General features: G+C 60.2%; 14 protein-coding genes. 4 read left to right on the top strand and 10 right to left on the bottom strand.

All coding sequences use genetic code 11. The features are described from left to right. Positions 1 to 41: 41 nt before the first annotated feature. Positions 42 to 635, bottom strand: coding sequence for a transcriptional regulator BetI (gene betI / locus KGA81_RS14925; RefSeq protein ID WP_223546966.1), 594 nt, complete (start codon positions 633 to 635; stop codon positions 42 to 44). A gap of 381 nt (positions 636 to 1016) precedes the next feature. Here betI and KGA81_RS14930 point away from each other — a divergent pair, with 381 nt between their 5' ends. Beyond that, on the top strand, positions 1017 to 2957 hold the full coding sequence (locus tag KGA81_RS14930) for a BCCT family transporter (protein WP_223457004.1): 1941 nt from the start codon (positions 1017 to 1019) through the stop codon (positions 2955 to 2957). 244 nt (positions 2958 to 3201) lie between these two features. On the opposite strand, the gene choV is transcribed toward KGA81_RS14930, so the two are convergent. From choV to KGA81_RS14945, 3 genes are all read right to left on the bottom strand, one after another. Continuing rightward, positions 3202 to 4380, bottom strand: a complete 1179-nt coding sequence (gene choV / locus KGA81_RS14935) for a choline ABC transporter ATP-binding protein (protein WP_223546967.1) — start codon at positions 4378 to 4380, stop codon at positions 3202 to 3204. Beyond that, positions 4377 to 5222, bottom strand: coding sequence for a choline ABC transporter permease subunit (gene choW, locus KGA81_RS14940; RefSeq protein ID WP_223546968.1), 846 nt, complete (start codon positions 5220 to 5222; stop codon positions 4377 to 4379). Before choW ends, choV begins: the two co-directional genes overlap by 4 nt. 66 nt (positions 5223 to 5288) lie before the next feature. Next, the gene (locus tag KGA81_RS14945) at positions 5289 to 6236 is read right to left on the bottom strand and encodes a choline ABC transporter substrate-binding protein (protein WP_223546969.1); all 948 of its coding nucleotides are present in this window, start codon (positions 6234 to 6236) and stop codon (positions 5289 to 5291) included. A gap of 435 nt (positions 6237 to 6671) precedes the next feature. On the opposite strand from KGA81_RS14945, the gene KGA81_RS14950 reads away from it, so the two are divergent. Both KGA81_RS14950 and KGA81_RS14955 read left to right on the top strand, forming a co-directional pair. Beyond that, entirely contained in the window at positions 6672 to 8048 is a 1377-nt protein-coding gene (locus KGA81_RS14950; RefSeq protein ID WP_223546970.1) for an L-serine ammonia-lyase, read from the top strand. A 539-nt stretch (positions 8049 to 8587) separates the two neighbouring features. After that, the gene (locus tag KGA81_RS14955; RefSeq protein WP_223546971.1) at positions 8588 to 9691 is read left to right on the top strand and encodes a GlxA family transcriptional regulator; all 1104 of its coding nucleotides are present in this window, start codon (positions 8588 to 8590) and stop codon (positions 9689 to 9691) included. Positions 9692 to 9790: 99 nt separating this feature from the next. Here KGA81_RS14955 and KGA81_RS14960 read toward each other — a convergent pair whose 3' ends face one another. The 6 genes from KGA81_RS14960 to KGA81_RS14985 form a co-directional block, all read right to left on the bottom strand. After that, positions 9791 to 10054: a hypothetical protein gene (locus KGA81_RS14960; RefSeq protein ID WP_223546972.1), complete on the bottom strand. Its 264-nt coding sequence runs from the start codon at positions 10052 to 10054 to the stop codon at positions 9791 to 9793. Positions 10055 to 10439: 385 nt separating this feature from the next. Then, positions 10440 to 11603: a gamma-butyrobetaine dioxygenase gene (locus tag KGA81_RS14965; RefSeq protein ID WP_223546973.1), complete on the bottom strand. Its 1164-nt coding sequence runs from the start codon at positions 11601 to 11603 to the stop codon at positions 10440 to 10442. A 13-nt stretch (positions 11604 to 11616) separates the two neighbouring features. Next, positions 11617 to 12093: a thioesterase family protein gene (locus KGA81_RS14970; RefSeq protein ID WP_223546974.1), complete on the bottom strand. Its 477-nt coding sequence runs from the start codon at positions 12091 to 12093 to the stop codon at positions 11617 to 11619. 135 nt (positions 12094 to 12228) lie between these two features. Further along, positions 12229 to 13194 carry an L-carnitine dehydrogenase gene (locus KGA81_RS14975; RefSeq protein WP_223546975.1) on the bottom strand — a complete coding sequence of 322 codons (966 nt, stop codon included), beginning with the start codon at positions 13192 to 13194 and terminating at the stop codon, positions 12229 to 12231. 108 nt (positions 13195 to 13302) lie between these two features. Next, positions 13303 to 14190: a 3-keto-5-aminohexanoate cleavage protein gene (locus KGA81_RS14980; protein ID WP_108216978.1), complete on the bottom strand. Its 888-nt coding sequence runs from the start codon at positions 14188 to 14190 to the stop codon at positions 13303 to 13305. A gap of 95 nt (positions 14191 to 14285) precedes the next feature. Then, entirely contained in the window at positions 14286 to 15230 is a 945-nt protein-coding gene (locus KGA81_RS14985) for a choline ABC transporter substrate-binding protein (RefSeq protein WP_223546976.1), read from the bottom strand. Positions 15231 to 15440: 210 nt separating this feature from the next. Here KGA81_RS14985 and KGA81_RS14990 point away from each other — a divergent pair, with 210 nt between their 5' ends. Beyond that, positions 15441 to 16385, top strand: coding sequence for a GlxA family transcriptional regulator (locus KGA81_RS14990; protein ID WP_223546977.1), 945 nt, complete (start codon positions 15441 to 15443; stop codon positions 16383 to 16385). Positions 16386 to 16493: the final 108 nt, after the last annotated feature.

Genomic DNA, 16493 nt, shown 5'->3' on the forward strand with positions numbered 1-16493 from the left:
AGTGGTTGGCACGGTCCGGTGGTTGAGCGTTTATGTGTGCTCTAACTCACCCGCTTGGCCAGTTGGATATCCATGTATTCGTAAGCGATCCGTTGCGCCTGCTCAGTGTCGAAAGCATCTCCCGACAGCGCGCCGCGCAACCACAAGCCATCGATCAACGCTGCCAGGCCCCGGGCGGCACTACGCGCATCATTGAGCGGCAGCACACGGCGGAACTGGCAGCACAGGTTGGAATACAGACGGTGATCGTTGATCCGCTGCAACCTGTGCAAAGACGGCTGGTGCATGCTGGTGGCCCAGAAGGCCAGCCAGGTTTTCATTGCCGGGCCATTGACCTGGCTGGCGTCGAAGTTGCCTTCGATGATCACCTGCAGATGCGCCCGGGGGCTGTCATCTTTCAGCGCCTGTCGACGCGCGGTGACGCTCTCGCTCAGGACCGTCATCAGGTGCCCCATGGTGGCGGCGATCAGGCCATTCTTGTCCTGAAAGTAGTGACTGATGATGCCATTCGAGACACCGGCCAAACGGGCGATCAGCGCAATGCTGGCGTCCCCCATCCCGACCCGATCGACGGCCTGCAAAGTGGCTTCGATCAATTGCTGGCGGCGGATGGGTTGCATACCGACCTTGGGCATCTTGCACATCTCCTTAGGCCTTCCGGTGGACGCAGGACGGCTACCGGGTTGAAGGCCAGTCTATTTTGTTTTGATTGAACGTTCAATCAACAAAGAATAAGATCTGCGACAAATCGTCGCTGCCTACAGATTTTTCCTACATGTAGCGGCGGAAAAAACGACTTCCGAAACTGCTCGAAACCTACGCGCTGCGGCGCTCCAGGGGTTTCGGGCTTTTTTCGGGCTGTCTTTATATCACCCGACGGTCGGCTGCCAACTAACCGATTGGTCGGGTAACCCGTTTGTCTTGCGTTCTTCTCTCGCACTGCCCGGAGCATCTGTGCCATGAGTTCTGCCTCACTAATAAAGACCCCACCCGAGAAGGTGACGGTCAACGGTTGGGTGTTCTACACCTCTACCGCGTTGATTCTGTTGTTGACCGCCATTCTGATCATCGCCCCGCAAGAGGCCGGCAGAATGCTGGGTACGGCACAAGCCTGGCTGTCCCGCAGCTTCGGCTGGTACTACATGGTGGTGATTGCCGCCTACCTGATTTTTGTCGTCGGCCTGGCGTTTTCGTCCTACGGCAAACTCAAGCTCGGCAGCAAGGACGACACCCCGGACTTCAGCTACGGCGCCTGGGCGGGGATGCTGTTTTCGTCGGGTATCGGCATCTCGTTGCTGTACTTCGGTGCTTCCGAGCCGCTCGACCACTACTTCAACCCACCGGAGGGCGTGGCCGGCAGCAACCTTGCCGCCCGTCAGGCCGTGCAGCTGACATTCCTGCACTGGGGCCTGCACGGCTGGGCGATTTACGCACTGGTCGGTTTGGCCGTTGCGTACTTTGCCTACCGTCATAACCAGCCGTTGGCGTTGCGTTCGGCGCTGTATCCGCTGGTGGGCGAGCGTTGGGTCAAGGGCGCGGCCGGGCATGCGGTAGACGGTTTTGGCATGTTCGTGACCCTGCTGGGGCTGGTGACCAACCTGGGGATTGGTTCGCTGCAAGTGTCGTCGGGGCTGGAAAACCTGTTCGGCATGGAGCACAACAACACCAACCTGCTGATCGTGATCATCGTGATGAGCACCGTGGCGACCATCGCTGCCGTGTCGGGCGTGGAAAACGGCATCCGTCGTCTGTCCAACCTCAACATCGTGCTGTTCAGCGGCCTGCTGATTTTCGTCCTGTTGTTTGGCCCGACTCTGCACCTGCTCAACGGCTTCGTGCAGAACGTCGGTGATTACCTGAACGGCGTGGTGCTGAAGACTTTCGACCTCTATGTGTATGAAGGCGACAGTGAGAAGTCCGATCGCTGGCTGGGCTTGTGGACCCTGTTCTACTGGGCCTGGTGGATTTCCTGGGCGCCATTCGTAGGCATGTTCATCGCGCGTATTTCCCGTGGTCGCACGGTGCGCGAACTGGTCGCCGGCGTGCTGCTGATTCCGCTGGGCTTCACCCTGGCGTGGCTGTCGATCTTCGGCAACTCGGCCCTGGACCTGGTGATGAACCACGGGGCGGTAGAACTCGGGAAGACGGCGCTGGAGCAGCCATCCATGGCGATCTACCAGTTGCTTGAGCATTACCCGGCGTCGAAAGTGGTGATCGGCGTGTCGATCTTTGTCGGTTTTGTGCTGTTCCTGACCCCGGCGGATTCCGGCGCAGTGATGATGGCCAACCTGTCCTGCAAGGGCGGCACCGTCGATGAAGACGCACCGCACTGGCTGCGGATCTTCTGGTCGGCGGTGATCACCCTGGTGACCATCGGCCTGTTGTTCGCCGGCAACTTCGAAGCCATGCAAACCATGGTGGTGCTGGCCGGTCTGCCGTTCTCGGTGGTACTGGTGTTCTTCATGTTCGGCTTGCACAAGGCTATGCGCCAGGATGTGCAGATCGAACAGGAACAAGCCGAGCTGGCGGCACGCGGTCGTCGTGGTTTCAGCGAGCGCTTGACCCAACTGGACCTGCAACCGAGCCAGTCGGTCGTGCAGCGTTTCATGGACAAGCACGTCAGCCCGGCGCTGGAAGATGCGACGGTGCAAATGCGCGCTCAGGGTCTGCAGGTGCAGACGCTGTTGGGCAAGTCCAAGCGCTGCATGGGCGTGCGGGTCGAGATGGAAGAGGGCAATCCTTTCGTCTACGAAGTCAGCCTGGACGGTTACCTGGCCACACCGACCGAATCGGCCCAGTCCGATGAGGCGCGTCAGCGTTACTACCGTGCCGAGGTGTACCTGCACAACGGTAGCCAGGACTACGACTTGATGGGCTTCACCCAGGATCAGATCACCCGTGACGTGCTCGATCAGTTTGAAAGCCATCGGCAGCTCCTTGGCCGCGTCTATAGCTGAGTGAACGGGAAGCCCGGCACACAGCCTTTGTAGGAGCTGGCTTGCCAGCGAATGCCTCACTGCGGTGTATCTGACGCACCGCATTGCCTTTGTAGGAGCTGGCTTGCCAGCGAATGCCACGCAGCGGTGTATCTGACGCACCGCCTTCGCTGGCAAGCCAGCTCCTACAGGGGTAGCGTTGATTCAAGCAATGCGTTCAAACAAAAACGCCGCGATCTCTCGCGGCGTTTTCGTTTCTGTTGCCTTATCCCAGGTTCTTGCCGAGCAGCGCGTGATACAGCTCGCTGTCGCCGAGAATCCCCACCACCTTGTTGTTGTCGTGCAGCACCAGCTTGTTGCCGGTCTGATAACGAATCTGCAACGCATCGCGCATGCCGATGTTGGAGTCCACCAGAGTCGGCTTGCGTTCCAGGCCTTCGACGGCTTGCCCCGGCATCCAGTTCTGCAGGTCCATGCTCGAACCGTTCTTGCGCGCGCCTTTGATGGTGTTGCCGTCGGCCAGGTCCAGCCACGAATCGCCACCCGGATCGAGGCATACCGAACCGTTGATGCGTTTGCAGTTGTCCAGGGTGCGCATCAGGCTGCGACCGCACAGTACATTCAACGGGTTGGTGTGAGCCACGAAGGTCCGCACGTAGTCGTCCGCAGGGTTGAGGACGATTTCTTCCGGCTTGCTGTACTGGATGATCCGGCCGTCTTTCATGATCGCGATACGGCTGCCGAGTTTCAGCGCTTCATCAAGGTCGTGGCTCACGAAGACGATGGTCTTGTGCAGCTTGCGTTGCAGTTCCAGCAGTTCGTCTTGCAGGCCCTGGCGGATCAGCGGGTCGAGTGCCGAGAACGGTTCGTCCATCAGCAGAATGTCGGCGTCCATCGCCAGGGCACGGGCCAGGCCCACGCGCTGTTGCATACCGCCGGACAGCTCATCGGGTTTCTTGTTGCGCCACTGGGCCAGGCCCACCAGCTCAAGCTTTTCGTCCACCAGCTTGCGTCGTTCTTTCTCGGGACGACCCTGCATTTCCAGACCGAAGCTGATGTTTTCGCGAACGGTCAGCCAAGGCATCAGGGCGAACTTCTGGAACACCATCGCAATGCGCTTGGTGCGCATCATTTTCAGTTCGGCGGGGCTGCAGGACGCGATGTCGATCTGCTTGCCTTCGTGCTCGACGAACAACTTGCCACGGCTGACAGTGTTGAGGCCGTTGATGCAGCGCAGCAGGCTGGACTTGCCGGAGCCGGACAGGCCCATCAGCACGCAGATTTCACCTTTTTCGATATCCAGGCTGGCTTTTTCAACGCCGACAATCTGCCCGGTCTTTTTCAGGATCTCGTTACGGGTCATGCCCTGATCCAGCAGCTTGAGCGCCTCGCGTGGATCCTTGGAGAAGATAACGTCAACGTTATCGAAGCGAATAATGCTCATGCGTCACCCCCTACTTTGGCGTCGGGTTGTTTGCAGATACGGTCGAGCATGATCGCCAGCAGTACGATCGCCAGGCCTGCTTCGAAGCCCAGGGCGATATCGGCAGTGTTCAGTGCGTTGACCACCGGTTTGCCCAGGCCATCGGCGCCCACCAGTGCCGCGATCACCACCATCGAAAGGGACAGCATGATGCACTGGGTGATGCCTGCCGCGATGCTTGGCATGGCGTGGGGCAGTTCGATTCGCGAGAGCAGCTGACGGCGCGAGCAGCCAAAGGCCTTGCCGGCGTCCATCAATTCTTCCGGTACATCGCGGATACCCAGGTAAGTCAGGCGGATGGGCGCGGCAATCGCGAACACCACCGTGGAGATCAGGCCCGGGACCACACCCAGCCCGAAGAGGGTCAGGGTAGGAATGAGGTACACGAAGGTCGGTACGGTCTGCATCAGATCGAGTACCGGACGCATTAAAGTATAGAACATCGGCTTGTGCGCGGCGACGATGCCCAGCGGCACGCCGATGACCACGCAGACCAGGGTGGCGAACAGCACCTGGGCGAGGGTTTCCATGGTTTCCTGCCAGTACCCCAGATTGAGGATCAGCAGAAAGGAGGCAACGACAAACGCGGTCAGACCCCATTTGCGTTGAATGAAGTGTGCCAGTAGTGCGATTAGGCCGATCAGTGCCAGCGGGTTGAACCAGGTCAGCGCAAACGTCACGCCGTGGATCATCGTTTCCAGTGTCACGGCGATTGCGTCGAAGGTGCTGGCGCCGTGTTGCGTCAACCATTCAACGAAGCCCGCGATGTACTGGCCTAAGGGTATTTTCTGATCAATCAGCATGGTAGTGAACGTCCGCATGCAAGGTAATTAACAGCCCGGACGGCCGAGGCCGCCCGGCATAAGCGATTACTTGGCCAGTTTGGCTTTCACGGCCTCCAGGCCAGGGTTACCGTCAATGGTGGTCACGCCAGCGAGCCAGGTATCGAGCACCTGTGGATTCTTTTTCAGCCAGGCCTTGGCGGCCGCGTCAGGCTTCATCTTGTCGTCCAGGATGTTGCCCATCAGTTCACTCTCCATGTCGACGGTGAACTCCAGGTTCTTCAGCAGCTGACCGACGTTGCTGCACTCCTGTGCGTAACCCTTGCGGGTGTTGGTCGCTACGGTGGCGGCACCAAAGTCCGGGCCGAAGAAGTCATCACCACCGGTCAGGTATTGAATCTTGAAACGCTTGTTCATCGGGTGCGGCGCCCAGCCGAGGAACACCACGGCGGTGTCGCGTTTCTGCGCGCGGTCGACCTGCGACAGCATGCCTGCTTCGGAGGATTCGACGACTTTGAAACCGGCGGTCTTCAGGCCGAAGGCATCCTTGTCGATCATGCTCTGGATCAGACGGTTGCCGTCGTTGCCAGGCTCGATGCCGTAGATCTTGCCATCGAGCTCTTTCTTGAATTTGGCGATATCGGCGAAGTCATGCAGCCCCTTGTCGTACAGCGCTTGAGGGACGGCGAGGGTGTACTTGGCGCCCTTGAGGTTGGTACGCACGGTTTCCACGGTGCCGGCATCGCGGTAGGCCTTGATGTCGTTTTCCATGGTCGGCATCCAGTTGCCCAGGAACACGTCCATGTTCTTGCCGTCGGCCAGCGACTTGTAGGTCACGGGAACGGAAATCATGGTGGTCTTGGTCTTGTAGCCAAGGGCGTTGAGCACAACGCTGGTGGTCGCGGTAGTCGCGGTGATGTCGGTCCAGCCGACATCGGAGAAGTTTACGGTGCTGCACTGTGCCGGTTCTGCGGCTTGCGCCAGAACCGGCAGACTAAGCATGGCGGCCAACAACAACGACGGGGAACCTTTCATGGATGGACTCCTTGGTGTTTTTTTTGGCAGTGTTCCGACTGGACCACCGCACTTATAGGTTGCGGTTGGATGGCGTTCTGGAGACAGCTCTACCACGTCGCCTTGCAATCGAGTCGATATGATCATGTACCAGTGAAAATCTGACGCCTACAGGGTGCGTCGTATCCAGTACAGGGATGGTCGCATCCAGTGTCGGTGACGTCGTTTACAGATTTTTTCAGCCCGATTTCCCCCTCTGAATCGCAAAAAAACGGCGAAAACACGGCGTAAAAGACACGCGGCGCTGCTGGGCATGAGTGCGTCGGTTAGAGACGTCGAACAACTGGATAAAAGCTTGATGATGCGCTCATCTCGGCGGATTGCAGCTTGAGCGTAGCAGCTCCGTCACCGTGCGCTTTTGCGTGCGCAGTGGGCCCATCCAGGAGTTCGGCAGTAATGGCTATCAGTGTTTTCGACTTGTTCAAAATCGGCATCGGCCCTTCCAGTTCACATACCGTGGGGCCTATGCGGGCGGCGGCTTTGTTTGTGCAAGGCCTGCGTGAGCGCGGGTTGCTTGAGCAGGTGCGGCGTGTCGAAGTCCAACTGTTCGGCTCTTTGTCGGCCACCGGTATCGGCCACGGCAGCGACAATGCCGTGATCATGGGCCTGATGGGTGAGTGGCCGGATGCGATCGATCCGTCGCAAATCGGCATGCGCATCGCCACCCTGCGTGAAACCGATACGCTGTTGCTCGACAGTCGCTTGCCGGTGTCCTTCATCTGGGCCCGGGACATGCGCCTGATCGACGAGAACCTGCCATTCCACCCCAACGCCATGACTTTGGTTGTCGAGGGTGATGACGGCGAGTTGCATCGCGACACCTACTATTCGGTCGGCGGCGGTTTTGTCGTCGATGAGGCTCAGGCCTCCAGCGGTGTCGTCGACCTCGACCGCACTGTGTTGCCTTATGACTTTTCCAGTGCGGCCGAGCTGCTGGAGCTGTGCAAAAAGCACAAGCTGCGCGTGGCTGAGTTAATGATGGCTAACGAGAGGGTGTGGCGCAGCGAGGACGAAATCCGCAGCGGCCTGATGAAGCTCTGGCGCGCCATGCAAGATTGCGTCGAACAAGGCCTGAAGCACGAAGGCATCCTGCCCGGCGGGCTGAACGTGCGCCGTCGTGCGGCCAAGCTGCACCGCAGCCTGCAGGAACTGAACAAACCCAACGTGATCGGCTCGACCTTGAGCGCCATGGAGTGGGTCAACCTGTTCGCCCTGGCGGTCAACGAAGAAAACGCCGCCGGCGGGCGCATGGTCACGGCACCGACCAACGGCGCGGCGGGGATCATTCCGGCGGTACTGCACTACTTCATGAAGTTCAGCGAAGCGGTGACCGACGCCAATGTCGTGGATTACTTCCTCAGTGCGGCGGCAGTGGGAATCCTGTGCAAGAAGAACGCCTCGATCTCCGGTGCCGAAGTCGGTTGCCAGGGCGAAGTCGGTTCGGCCTGCGCCATGGCGGCGGCCGGGCTGGCGGAAATTCTTGGCGCCACACCGGAGCAACTGTGCAACGCGGCGGAGATCGGTCTGGAGCACAACCTCGGCCTGACCTGCGACCCGGTCGGTGGACTGGTCCAGGTGCCATGCATCGAGCGCAACGCGATTGCTGCGGTGAAAGCGATCAATGCCGCGCAAATGGCATTGCGGGGCGATGGCCAGCACTTTATTTCGCTGGACCGGGTGATCCGCACCATGCGCGATACCGGTGCCGATATGCATGACAAATATAAAGAGACATCGCGGGGTGGGTTGGCGGTTAGCGCCGTCGAGTGCTGACACACCTGTCCCTGTAGGAGCTGGCTTGCCAGCGAAAGCGGTGGCTCTACCACTGAAGATGTGTCGGATGTACTGGCCTCTTCGCTGGCAAGCCAGCTCCTACACACCGTCAGACCAGTCAAAACTGCGCGCTAAGTGAACACCCGATTTAAAACGCGCCACCTTTTGGCGCGTCGCTAACAGATAACCCGTGTCACCGGTGGTCGGGTCTCATCCAGAGCTCCGACCGCTCGTCACCCGTGCCTGCGGTGACACTCCTTCCGACTCGGCGCAACGCCGTTCCCACAAGTGCTACCGAATTGCTCACAGCGTGTGGGCCAGTGCGCTTGCCAGCCCTGATGGCCATTTAAATCCCCCTGCCTTGCAAGACATATGTAGTCACATTCCGACGTCGTTTTCAGGAGTTATTGAACGCACATTCAAAAATAGGCATGGCAATTGCTCTGTCATTACAAAGCCCGTCTCCCACGCGAGAACGATGGCCATAACAAGAGCCTCCGCCTGAGGCCATCACCCGCTTTGTGTGAGGAGATACCGCGATGACGACGTTCAACTCCGGGGCCCAACCCCAGAACCGTGCGCCTCAATCCATCGGCTTTCTGCTGCTGGACAATTTCACGCTGATTTCCCTGGCCTCCGCAGTGGAACCCCTGCGCATGGCCAACCAGTTGTCCGGTCGCGAGCTGTATCGCTGGACCACCCTGACCGTCGATGGCGGTCAGGTCTGGGCCAGTGACGGCCTGCAGATCACCCCCGACGCCTCCATGCACAAGGCCCCGCCAATGGACACCGTGATTGTTTGCGGTGGCATCGGCATCCAGCGCACGGTGACCCGCGAACACGTGTCCTGGCTGCAAAGCCAGGCTCGCCAGTCCCGCCGCCTCGGCGCGGTGTGCACCGGCAGCTGGGCCCTGGCCTGCGCCGGCCTGCTCGACGGTTTCGATTGCAGCGTGCACTGGGAATGTCTGGCCGCGATGCAGGAAGCTTTCCCACGGGTAGCCATGAGCACCCGGCTGTTCACCCTCGACCGTAACCGTTTCACCAGCTCGGGCGGCACCGCGCCGCTGGACATGATGCTGCACCTGATCAGCCGCGATCACGGGCGTGAACTGTCGGCCGCCATTTCCGAGATGTTCGTCTACGAGCGTATCCGCAACGAGCAGGATCACCAGCGTGTGCCACTCAAGCACATGCTCGGCACCAACCAGCCGAAATTGCAGGAAATCGTGGCGCTGATGGAGGCCAACCTCGAAGAGCCGATCGACCTCGACGAACTGGCGGTGTATGTCGCGGTGTCCCGTCGTCAGCTCGAGCGGCTGTTCCAGAAGTACCTGCACTGTTCGCCGTCGCGCTATTACCTGAAGCTGCGCCTGATCCGCGCCCGGCAATTGCTCAAGCAAACGCCGATGTCGATCATCGAAGTAGCGTCGGTGTGCGGTTTCGTGTCCACGCCGCACTTCTCCAAGTGCTACCGCGAATACTTCGGCATTCCACCGCGTGACGAGCGCGTAGGGTCCAACACGACCCAGCAGGTGGCGATGATGCCGCTGCCGCAAGCGCTGGTGCTGTCGCCGTTGTCCGGGCCGTTGTCGGCGCTGAGCCAGGCGCGTAATGAGTCGACGTTTGCCAGCGTTAGGATTTAAACCGAGAAGCCATTAAAAGATCGCAGCCTGCGGCAGCTCCTACAGGGAACGTGTTTCAACTGTAGGAGCTGCCGCAGGCTGCGATCTTTTGATTTTCTGTCAGCCGCGATGGCTCTGCTGGTACTCCGACAACGCCGGCAGCAATTGTTTGTCGATGGCCTGGCGCACTGCCGGCAGGATCGTCGCGCTGCTGGTGTACATCTCCTTGACCATCTTGCGAAGCTCATACGCCCGAGCATCGTCCAGGCCCCTTACCACGCACTCGCAAGCCTGCTCGGCGGTGGCTCCATTGGGTACGTTGAATCCCAACGCCTTGAGCTGGCCCAACAGGTCTTCCTGGTCTATCAAATCGGCGTGCATCATGACGCAATCCTTCTTCAGGGAACGGTGTCGTGGTTCGATTCTGGTAGGGGTGCCGGGTGTCGGCAAGGACGAATTGTCGCAATGGCTCGATTGGTTATGAACATGTCGTTTTCGGCTAACCTGGCTCGCGGGGTAGTGGGCACACTGGACTCAGCTCGCTTCACGAAGGTTTGGTCACCCTCGCATGGCAGCTCCTCAACAGTACCCTCTGCCTCGATCCTGTCACGGCTTGATCGGGGCTTTTTTTGTCTGTGAATCAGGGAAATATGAGGTGTCTGTCCAGGCGCCATCGCGAGCAAGCTCGCTCCCACAGTTGACCGAGTTCTCCCAGAGGAATGTGATCGAATGTGGGAGCGAGCTTGCTCGCGATGAACGATGACTCGGTTTAACGTTGCAACACGAGGATGCGCGACAACAACTCATCCCGGTCGACATAGCAACCCTGGAAATGCCGCGCCCCGGTGGCCGGGTCGAAGGCGTTGCGGGCATGCAGGGTGCGGCGGTTGTCGAAGCACCACAGCTCCCCGGGATTGAGCCGCTGCATCAACCTGAATCGAGGCTCGCGGGTCATCGCGATAAAGCGCCGGTAGGCGCGATAGAGCCTGGGCATCTGTTCCACCGACGCATCGAACGGTCCGCGCAGAAAGTTCGCCATGCGGATTTCCGACACCTGCCCCAACGCATCCAGGGCAATGATCGGCGCCAGGCAGCGGTAGTCGCTGTGACGATCCTTGTTGCGAAACTCCACCGGGATCTCGCAGAGACTCTTGAAGGATTCCGGATCCTCCCGACGCAAGGCGTCGGCGATGGCAAAACCATCGACGAAAATGCTCTCGCCGCCCTCGGCGTCATTGATCAGGCAATGCAGGAACTGCAGCCCCGGTTGCAACTCACGGGTTGGCAAGTCGCTGTGCAGCGGCAGGTTGAACGCGGTGTAGGCGTTGCTGTCGGCGTCGGCCTTGGATTGCACGTTGAACAGCACGCCGAAATTGCTCTCGCGGATGAAGGAAATCCGTTGGGCGATCAGTTTCAGGGCGCCGGGCTCGGTGGGTACACCACGGACCTGGGTCAATCCGACATCCCGTACCGCCAACAACCATTGCAACAAGGCGTTGGTGTCGTTCATCAGCGCTTGATACTCGAACACCGGCAACTGCAAATCGTTGTGCCAGAGCCTGGCTTTCGGCTTGCGCTGCTGGCGCTCGGCGCGGGAATCATCGTCATAGGCGTGGGCGCGCAGCCAGCCGGGGTCGAAGCGGCTGCAGTGGCCGTCCTGCCAATCAATCGAGAGGCAACCTTCATCATCGATGCGCACTTGGTCAGGCATCAGATCTTGAGCCACATCGACGATTTCCAGTACTTGCTCGCGGGTCACCGTGTAGACGCATTGCGGGCACGGGCAGTTGTCCCGCAGCCATTGATGATGGAAAGGGCTGACACGGTTATCGGCCCACTTCACCAGAACACGGTCCGCCAGAGTCTGCGCGCCAGTCAGCGCGCTGATCAACGGATAGGTACGAAAGTCGGCAAATGCAGCGGCGGTGTTCATGGCGATCTCCTTGTTATTTTTTTGGGGGTAATGCGATCACTCGGCCAATGTACTCGGGTGCTGGCAGGTCTACCTGTTCGGCGACGATGGCTTGCAGCCGGCTCAAGGACAGTTCGCTGAACGGCGCCGAACGCGGCCCGGCGAGATCCACGTGCAGCAGCATCTGTTCGTTGCCTGCCAGTTCCCGGGCATCACCGACCAGATGCAGGCTGTGATAGAGGTGCACGCGCTTGCTGTCGTGGGCGATGATTTGGGTGTGCACTTCGACTTGCGCGTCGAGCTTCACTTCGTGCAGGTAGTTGAGGTGCAGTTCGAGGGTGAACAGCGAGTTGCCGCTGGCTTCGCGGCTGTTGCTGTCCAGGCCCAGGCGATCCATCAGCGCGTCGGTGGCGTAGCTGAAAATCAGCAGGTAGAAGGCGTCGCGAAGGTGGCCGTTGTAGTCGACCCAGTCGGGGATGATGGTGGTTTGGTAGGTGGTGAGGGTGGGCATGTCATCAAATCCTGAGGTCATGAATACCTGTAGGAGCCGGCTTGCCGGCGAAGGCGATTTCAGCACCGCAAAAAAATGGCGGTGGAGGCACTGGCGTCTTCGCTGGCAAGCCAGCTCCTACAGGGGTTGCAGTGTTCAGTCGGCGAACGCCATGCCATGCTTGGCTTTGGTGGTCTTCACCGCTTCCAGCACCGCCAGCAGGCAGTCATCACGATAGCGCTCCAGCGCCGAAATGCTGTGTTTGCCCAGTTGATCGCTGGTGCCATCGACCACGTCATCGATCAGCTTGTCGGTCAGCTCCGGTGCCGGCAGGTAGGTCCACGGCAATTGCAACGCCGGGCCAAACTGGGCCATGAAGTGACGCATGCCGGCATCGCCACCGGCCAGGGTGTAAGTCAGGAACGTACCCATGAACGACCAGCGCAAACCGGCGCCGAAGCGGATGGCATCGTCGATTTCACCGGTGGTCGCCACGCCGTCGTTGACCAGGTGCAGAGCCTCACGCCACAGCGCCTCGAGCAGACGGTCGGCGATGAAGCCCGGCACTTCCTTGCGCACATGCAGCGGGCGCATCCCCAGGGATTCATAGACCTTCATCGCGGCTTGCACCGCTTCAGGGGCGGTGTTTTTGCCGCCGACCACTTCCACCAACGGCAGCAGATAAACCGGGTTGAACGGGTGACCGACCACGCAGCGCTCCGGGTGCGTGGCGCTCTCGTAGAACTCGCTCGGCAACAGGCCGGAGGTGCTGGAGCCGATCAATGCATTGGGCTTGGCTGCTGCGCTGATTTTGCTGTGCAGGTCCAGTTTCAGCTCCAGTCGTTCCGGGGCGCTCTCCTGAATGAAATCGGCATCGCGCACGCACTCTTCGATGGTCGCGACAAAGCGCAGGCGATCCTGCGATGCACCCGGCGCCAGGCCTTGTTTCTCCAGTGCGCCCCAGGCATTGGCGACGCGTTTGCGCAAGGCGGCTTCGGCGCCGGGTGCCGGGTCCCAGGCCACTACATCCAGACCATGGGCGAGGGCGCGGGATACCCAGCCGCTGCCAATGACACCACTGCCCAGCGCTGCGAAGGTTTTGATTTCGGTGATAAAGCTCATGGTGACTTCCTGAAGAGTTTGGTGATCCCTTGTGGGGGCGGGCTCTGTGGCGAGGGGGCAAGCCTCCTCGCCACAAAAGCCCTCCCACAGGGGTATGCGTAGGTTTGATCAACCGCGTTTGGTCAGGCCCATTTTTGCCCGGCCCTCAGCCGGGGTCAGGACGCGGGCGCCGAGGCGGCTGAGGATTTCGCCGGCACGCTCGACCAGTTGACCGTTGGTCGCCAGCACGCCCTTGTCCAGCCACAGGTTGTCTTCCAGGCCGACGCGCACGTTGCCGCCAAGCAGTACCGCTTGCGCTGCCATCGGCATCTGCATGCGACCGATACCGAAGCCGGCCCAGACCGCATCGGCCGGCAGGTTGTCGACCATGGCTTTCATGGTGGTGGTGTCCGCTGGCGCGCCCCAAGGGATGCCCAGGCACAGCTGGAACAACGGGTTGTCGAGCAGGCCTTCCTTGATCATCTGCTTGGCGAACCACAGGTGACCGGTGTCGAAGATTTCGAGCTCGGCTTTAACGCCCAGCTCTTGAATGCGTTTGGCACCCGCGCGCAGTTGCGCCGGGGTGGAGACATAAATGGTGTCGCCGTCGCCGAAGTTCAGGGTGCCGCAATCTAGGGTGCAGATTTCCGGCAGCAATTCTTCGACGTGGGCCAGGCGGGTCAGCGGGCCGACCAGATCGGTGTTCGGGCCGAACTCCATCGGATTCTCGCCACCGCCGATTTCCAGGTCGCCGCCCATGCCGGCAGTGAGGTTGACGATGATGTCCACGTCTGCCTCGCGGATGCGCTCCATCACTTCGCGGTACAGCGCCACGTCACGGCTGAACTTGCCGGTTTGCGGGTCGCGCACATGGCAGTGAACCACGGTGGCACCGGCCTTGGCGGCTTCCACGGCGGCAGCGGCGATTTGTTTCGGGGTGACCGGCACGTGTGGGCTCTTGCTGGTCGTGTCGCCAGCACCGGTGAGTGCGCAGGTGATGATGACGTCGTGGTTCATTTGGCGGTTCCTTACAGGCGAGTTTTTGGTTTTGGCCAGGCGTGGTGGTCCCGTTCGCAGCCCGTCGGGGCTGCGAGACGGTGGTTGGTTCGGGTTTATTTACTGGTCAGTTGCAGGTTTTCAGCGGCCGGTTTGCCATCGAAGGTGGTGACGCCTTCAAGCCAGCGCTTTTTGTCCTGTGGGTGATCCTTGAGCCATTGCCTGGCGGATTCGAAAGCGTCCTTGTGATCCAGCAGCGGCTGCATCATCCGGCTCTCGTCTTCGGCGGTGAACGTCAGGTTGCTCAGCAGGCGACCGATGTTCGGGCATTGCTCGGCGTATGTCGGTGCGGTGACGGTCCACACGGTGGCCTTGCCTTCGTTCGGGCCGAGGGCATCGTCGCTGCCGGTGAGGTAGGTCATTTTCACGTTGACGTTCATCGGGTGCGGCGCCCAGCCGAAGAACACCACGGCTTCGTTGCGACGCACGGCGCGATCCACGGCGGCGAGCATGCCGGCTTCGCTGGACTCGACCAACTGGAACTTGCCGAGGCCGAACTGGTTCTTGGAGATCATGGCCTTGATCTGGGTGTTGGCGCCCGAGCCAGGCTCGATGCCGTAGATCTTGCCGCCCAGTTCTTTTTCGAATTTGGCGATGTCAGCGAAGGTTTTCAGGCCCTTGTCGGCGAGGTAGGTCGGTACGGCGAGGGTCGCGCGGGCATCCTGCAGGCTTGGCGCTTCAAGCACCTTGACCTGTTTGGCGTCGACGAAGGGGGTGATGGTCTGGGTCATCAGCGGGTTCCAGTAGCCGAGGAACAGGTCCAGACGCTGGTCGCGGATCCCGGCGAAGATGATTTGCTGGGAGGCGCTGGTTTGTTTGGTGCTGTAGCCGAGGCCATCGAGCAATACCTGGGTCATGGCACTGGTCGCGATCACGTCGGTCCAGTTCACTACACCCATGCGCACGTTCTGGCACGCGGCGGGTTCGGCGGCCATGACACTGGCGCTCAGCAAAGCGGTACCACTGAGTGCTAGAACACAGCTGCTGATCAGTCGTTTCATTCTCAGGTTCCTCGGCAGTTCGTTTATTGTGAGTTCCGGTGTCTGATGCGCCGGTGATGCCAAGTTACGCAGCCAGGCGGCCGTGAAAGCGCACTGCGGCGACCAGCTCTTGCACTGCAGCGACCTGTGCTCTTGAATGCAGCTTGCAACTGGCGTATCAACGTCCTCACGTTCCCCGCCCTCTCGCTTCCCGCCAATCGAGTGCGTCCCATGTCCCAGGATTTCTACTTCTTGTTGATGCCGGGTTTCTCGGCCATCGGATTTATCTCGGCCATCGAGCCGCTGCGGGTCGCCAATCGCTTTCGCGGCGAGCTCTATCGCTGGCATGTACTGAGCGCCGATGGCGGGGCGGTGCTGGCGAGCAACGGCATGTCGGTCAACGCCGATGCGGCGCTGGAGCCGCTGAAGAAAGGTGCGACGCTGTTGGTGGTCGCCGGTTTCGAACCCCTGAAGTTCACTACCCCGGCACTGGAACACTGGCTGCGCCGCCTGGACAACGAAGGCGTGACCCTCGGCGCCATCGACACCGGCAGCTTCATCCTTGCCGAAGCCGGCCTGCTCGACGGCCATCGCCTGACCCTGCACTGGGAAGCCATCGATGCCTTCAAGGAATCCTATCCACAGCTCAGCGTCACCCAGGAACTGTTCGAGATCGACCGTCGGCGCATCACTTCTGCTGGTGGCACGGCTTCCATCGATTTGATGCTGGATCTGATCGCCCAGGCCCATGGTCCCGACCTGGCGATCCAGGTCAGCGAACAATTCGTACTCGGCCGTATCCGCCCGCGCAAAGACCACCAGCGCATGGAAGTCGCCACACGCTACGGCATCAGCAACAAGAAGCTGGTGCATGTGATTGGCGAGATGGAGCAGCACAGCGAACCGCCGCTGAGCACTTTGGAACTGGCGGAATCGATCAAGGTGACGCGGCGACAGTTGGAGCGCCTTTTTCGTTTGCACCTGAACGACACGCCGAGCAATTTCTACTTGCGATTAAGGCTGGAAAAAGCGCGGCAGTTGCTGCGCCAGACGGACATGAGCGTGCTGGAAGTGAGCATTGCCTGCGGGTTTGAGTCGCCGTCTTATTTCACCCGCAGTTATCGGGCGAAGTATGAGCGCTGCCCGCGGGAGGATCGGCGTACCGCCAAAGCGTGATTCTGAAAACACTGGAGAAACCTGTGGGAGCGAGCTTGCTCGCGATAGCGGTCTGTCAGACACATTGATATTGACTGATACACTGCCATCGCGAGCAAGCTCGCTCCC

Source organism: Pseudomonas sp. A-B-19 (assembly GCF_019947515.1).
GTDB lineage: Bacteria > Pseudomonadota > Gammaproteobacteria > Pseudomonadales > Pseudomonadaceae > Aquipseudomonas.

What these genes read in the sequence shown, in the direction of transcription:
- betI (WP_223546966.1), bottom strand. Translation starts at nt 635, where the DNA reads ATGCCCAAGGTCGGTATGCAACCCATCCGCCGCCAGCAATTGATCGAA.
- choV (WP_223546967.1), bottom strand. Translation starts at nt 4,380, where the DNA reads ATGAGCATTATTCGCTTCGATAACGTTGACGTTATCTTCTCCAAGGAT.
- choW (WP_223546968.1), bottom strand. Translation starts at nt 5,222, where the DNA reads ATGCTGATTGATCAGAAAATACCCTTAGGCCAGTACATCGCGGGCTTC.
- KGA81_RS14945 (WP_223546969.1), bottom strand. Translation starts at nt 6,236, where the DNA reads ATGAAAGGTTCCCCGTCGTTGTTGTTGGCCGCCATGCTTAGTCTGCCG.
- KGA81_RS14950 (WP_223546970.1), top strand. Translation starts at nt 6,672, where the DNA reads ATGGCTATCAGTGTTTTCGACTTGTTCAAAATCGGCATCGGCCCTTCC.
- KGA81_RS14955 (WP_223546971.1), top strand. Translation starts at nt 8,588, where the DNA reads ATGACGACGTTCAACTCCGGGGCCCAACCCCAGAACCGTGCGCCTCAA.
- KGA81_RS14960 (WP_223546972.1), bottom strand. Translation starts at nt 10,054, where the DNA reads ATGATGCACGCCGATTTGATAGACCAGGAAGACCTGTTGGGCCAGCTC.
- KGA81_RS14965 (WP_223546973.1), bottom strand. Translation starts at nt 11,603, where the DNA reads ATGAACACCGCCGCTGCATTTGCCGACTTTCGTACCTATCCGTTGATC.
- KGA81_RS14970 (WP_223546974.1), bottom strand. Translation starts at nt 12,093, where the DNA reads ATGCCCACCCTCACCACCTACCAAACCACCATCATCCCCGACTGGGTC.
- KGA81_RS14975 (WP_223546975.1), bottom strand. Translation starts at nt 13,194, where the DNA reads ATGAGCTTTATCACCGAAATCAAAACCTTCGCAGCGCTGGGCAGTGGT.
- KGA81_RS14980 (WP_108216978.1), bottom strand. Translation starts at nt 14,190, where the DNA reads ATGAACCACGACGTCATCATCACCTGCGCACTCACCGGTGCTGGCGAC.
- KGA81_RS14985 (WP_223546976.1), bottom strand. Translation starts at nt 15,230, where the DNA reads ATGAAACGACTGATCAGCAGCTGTGTTCTAGCACTCAGTGGTACCGCT.
- KGA81_RS14990 (WP_223546977.1), top strand. Translation starts at nt 15,441, where the DNA reads ATGTCCCAGGATTTCTACTTCTTGTTGATGCCGGGTTTCTCGGCCATC.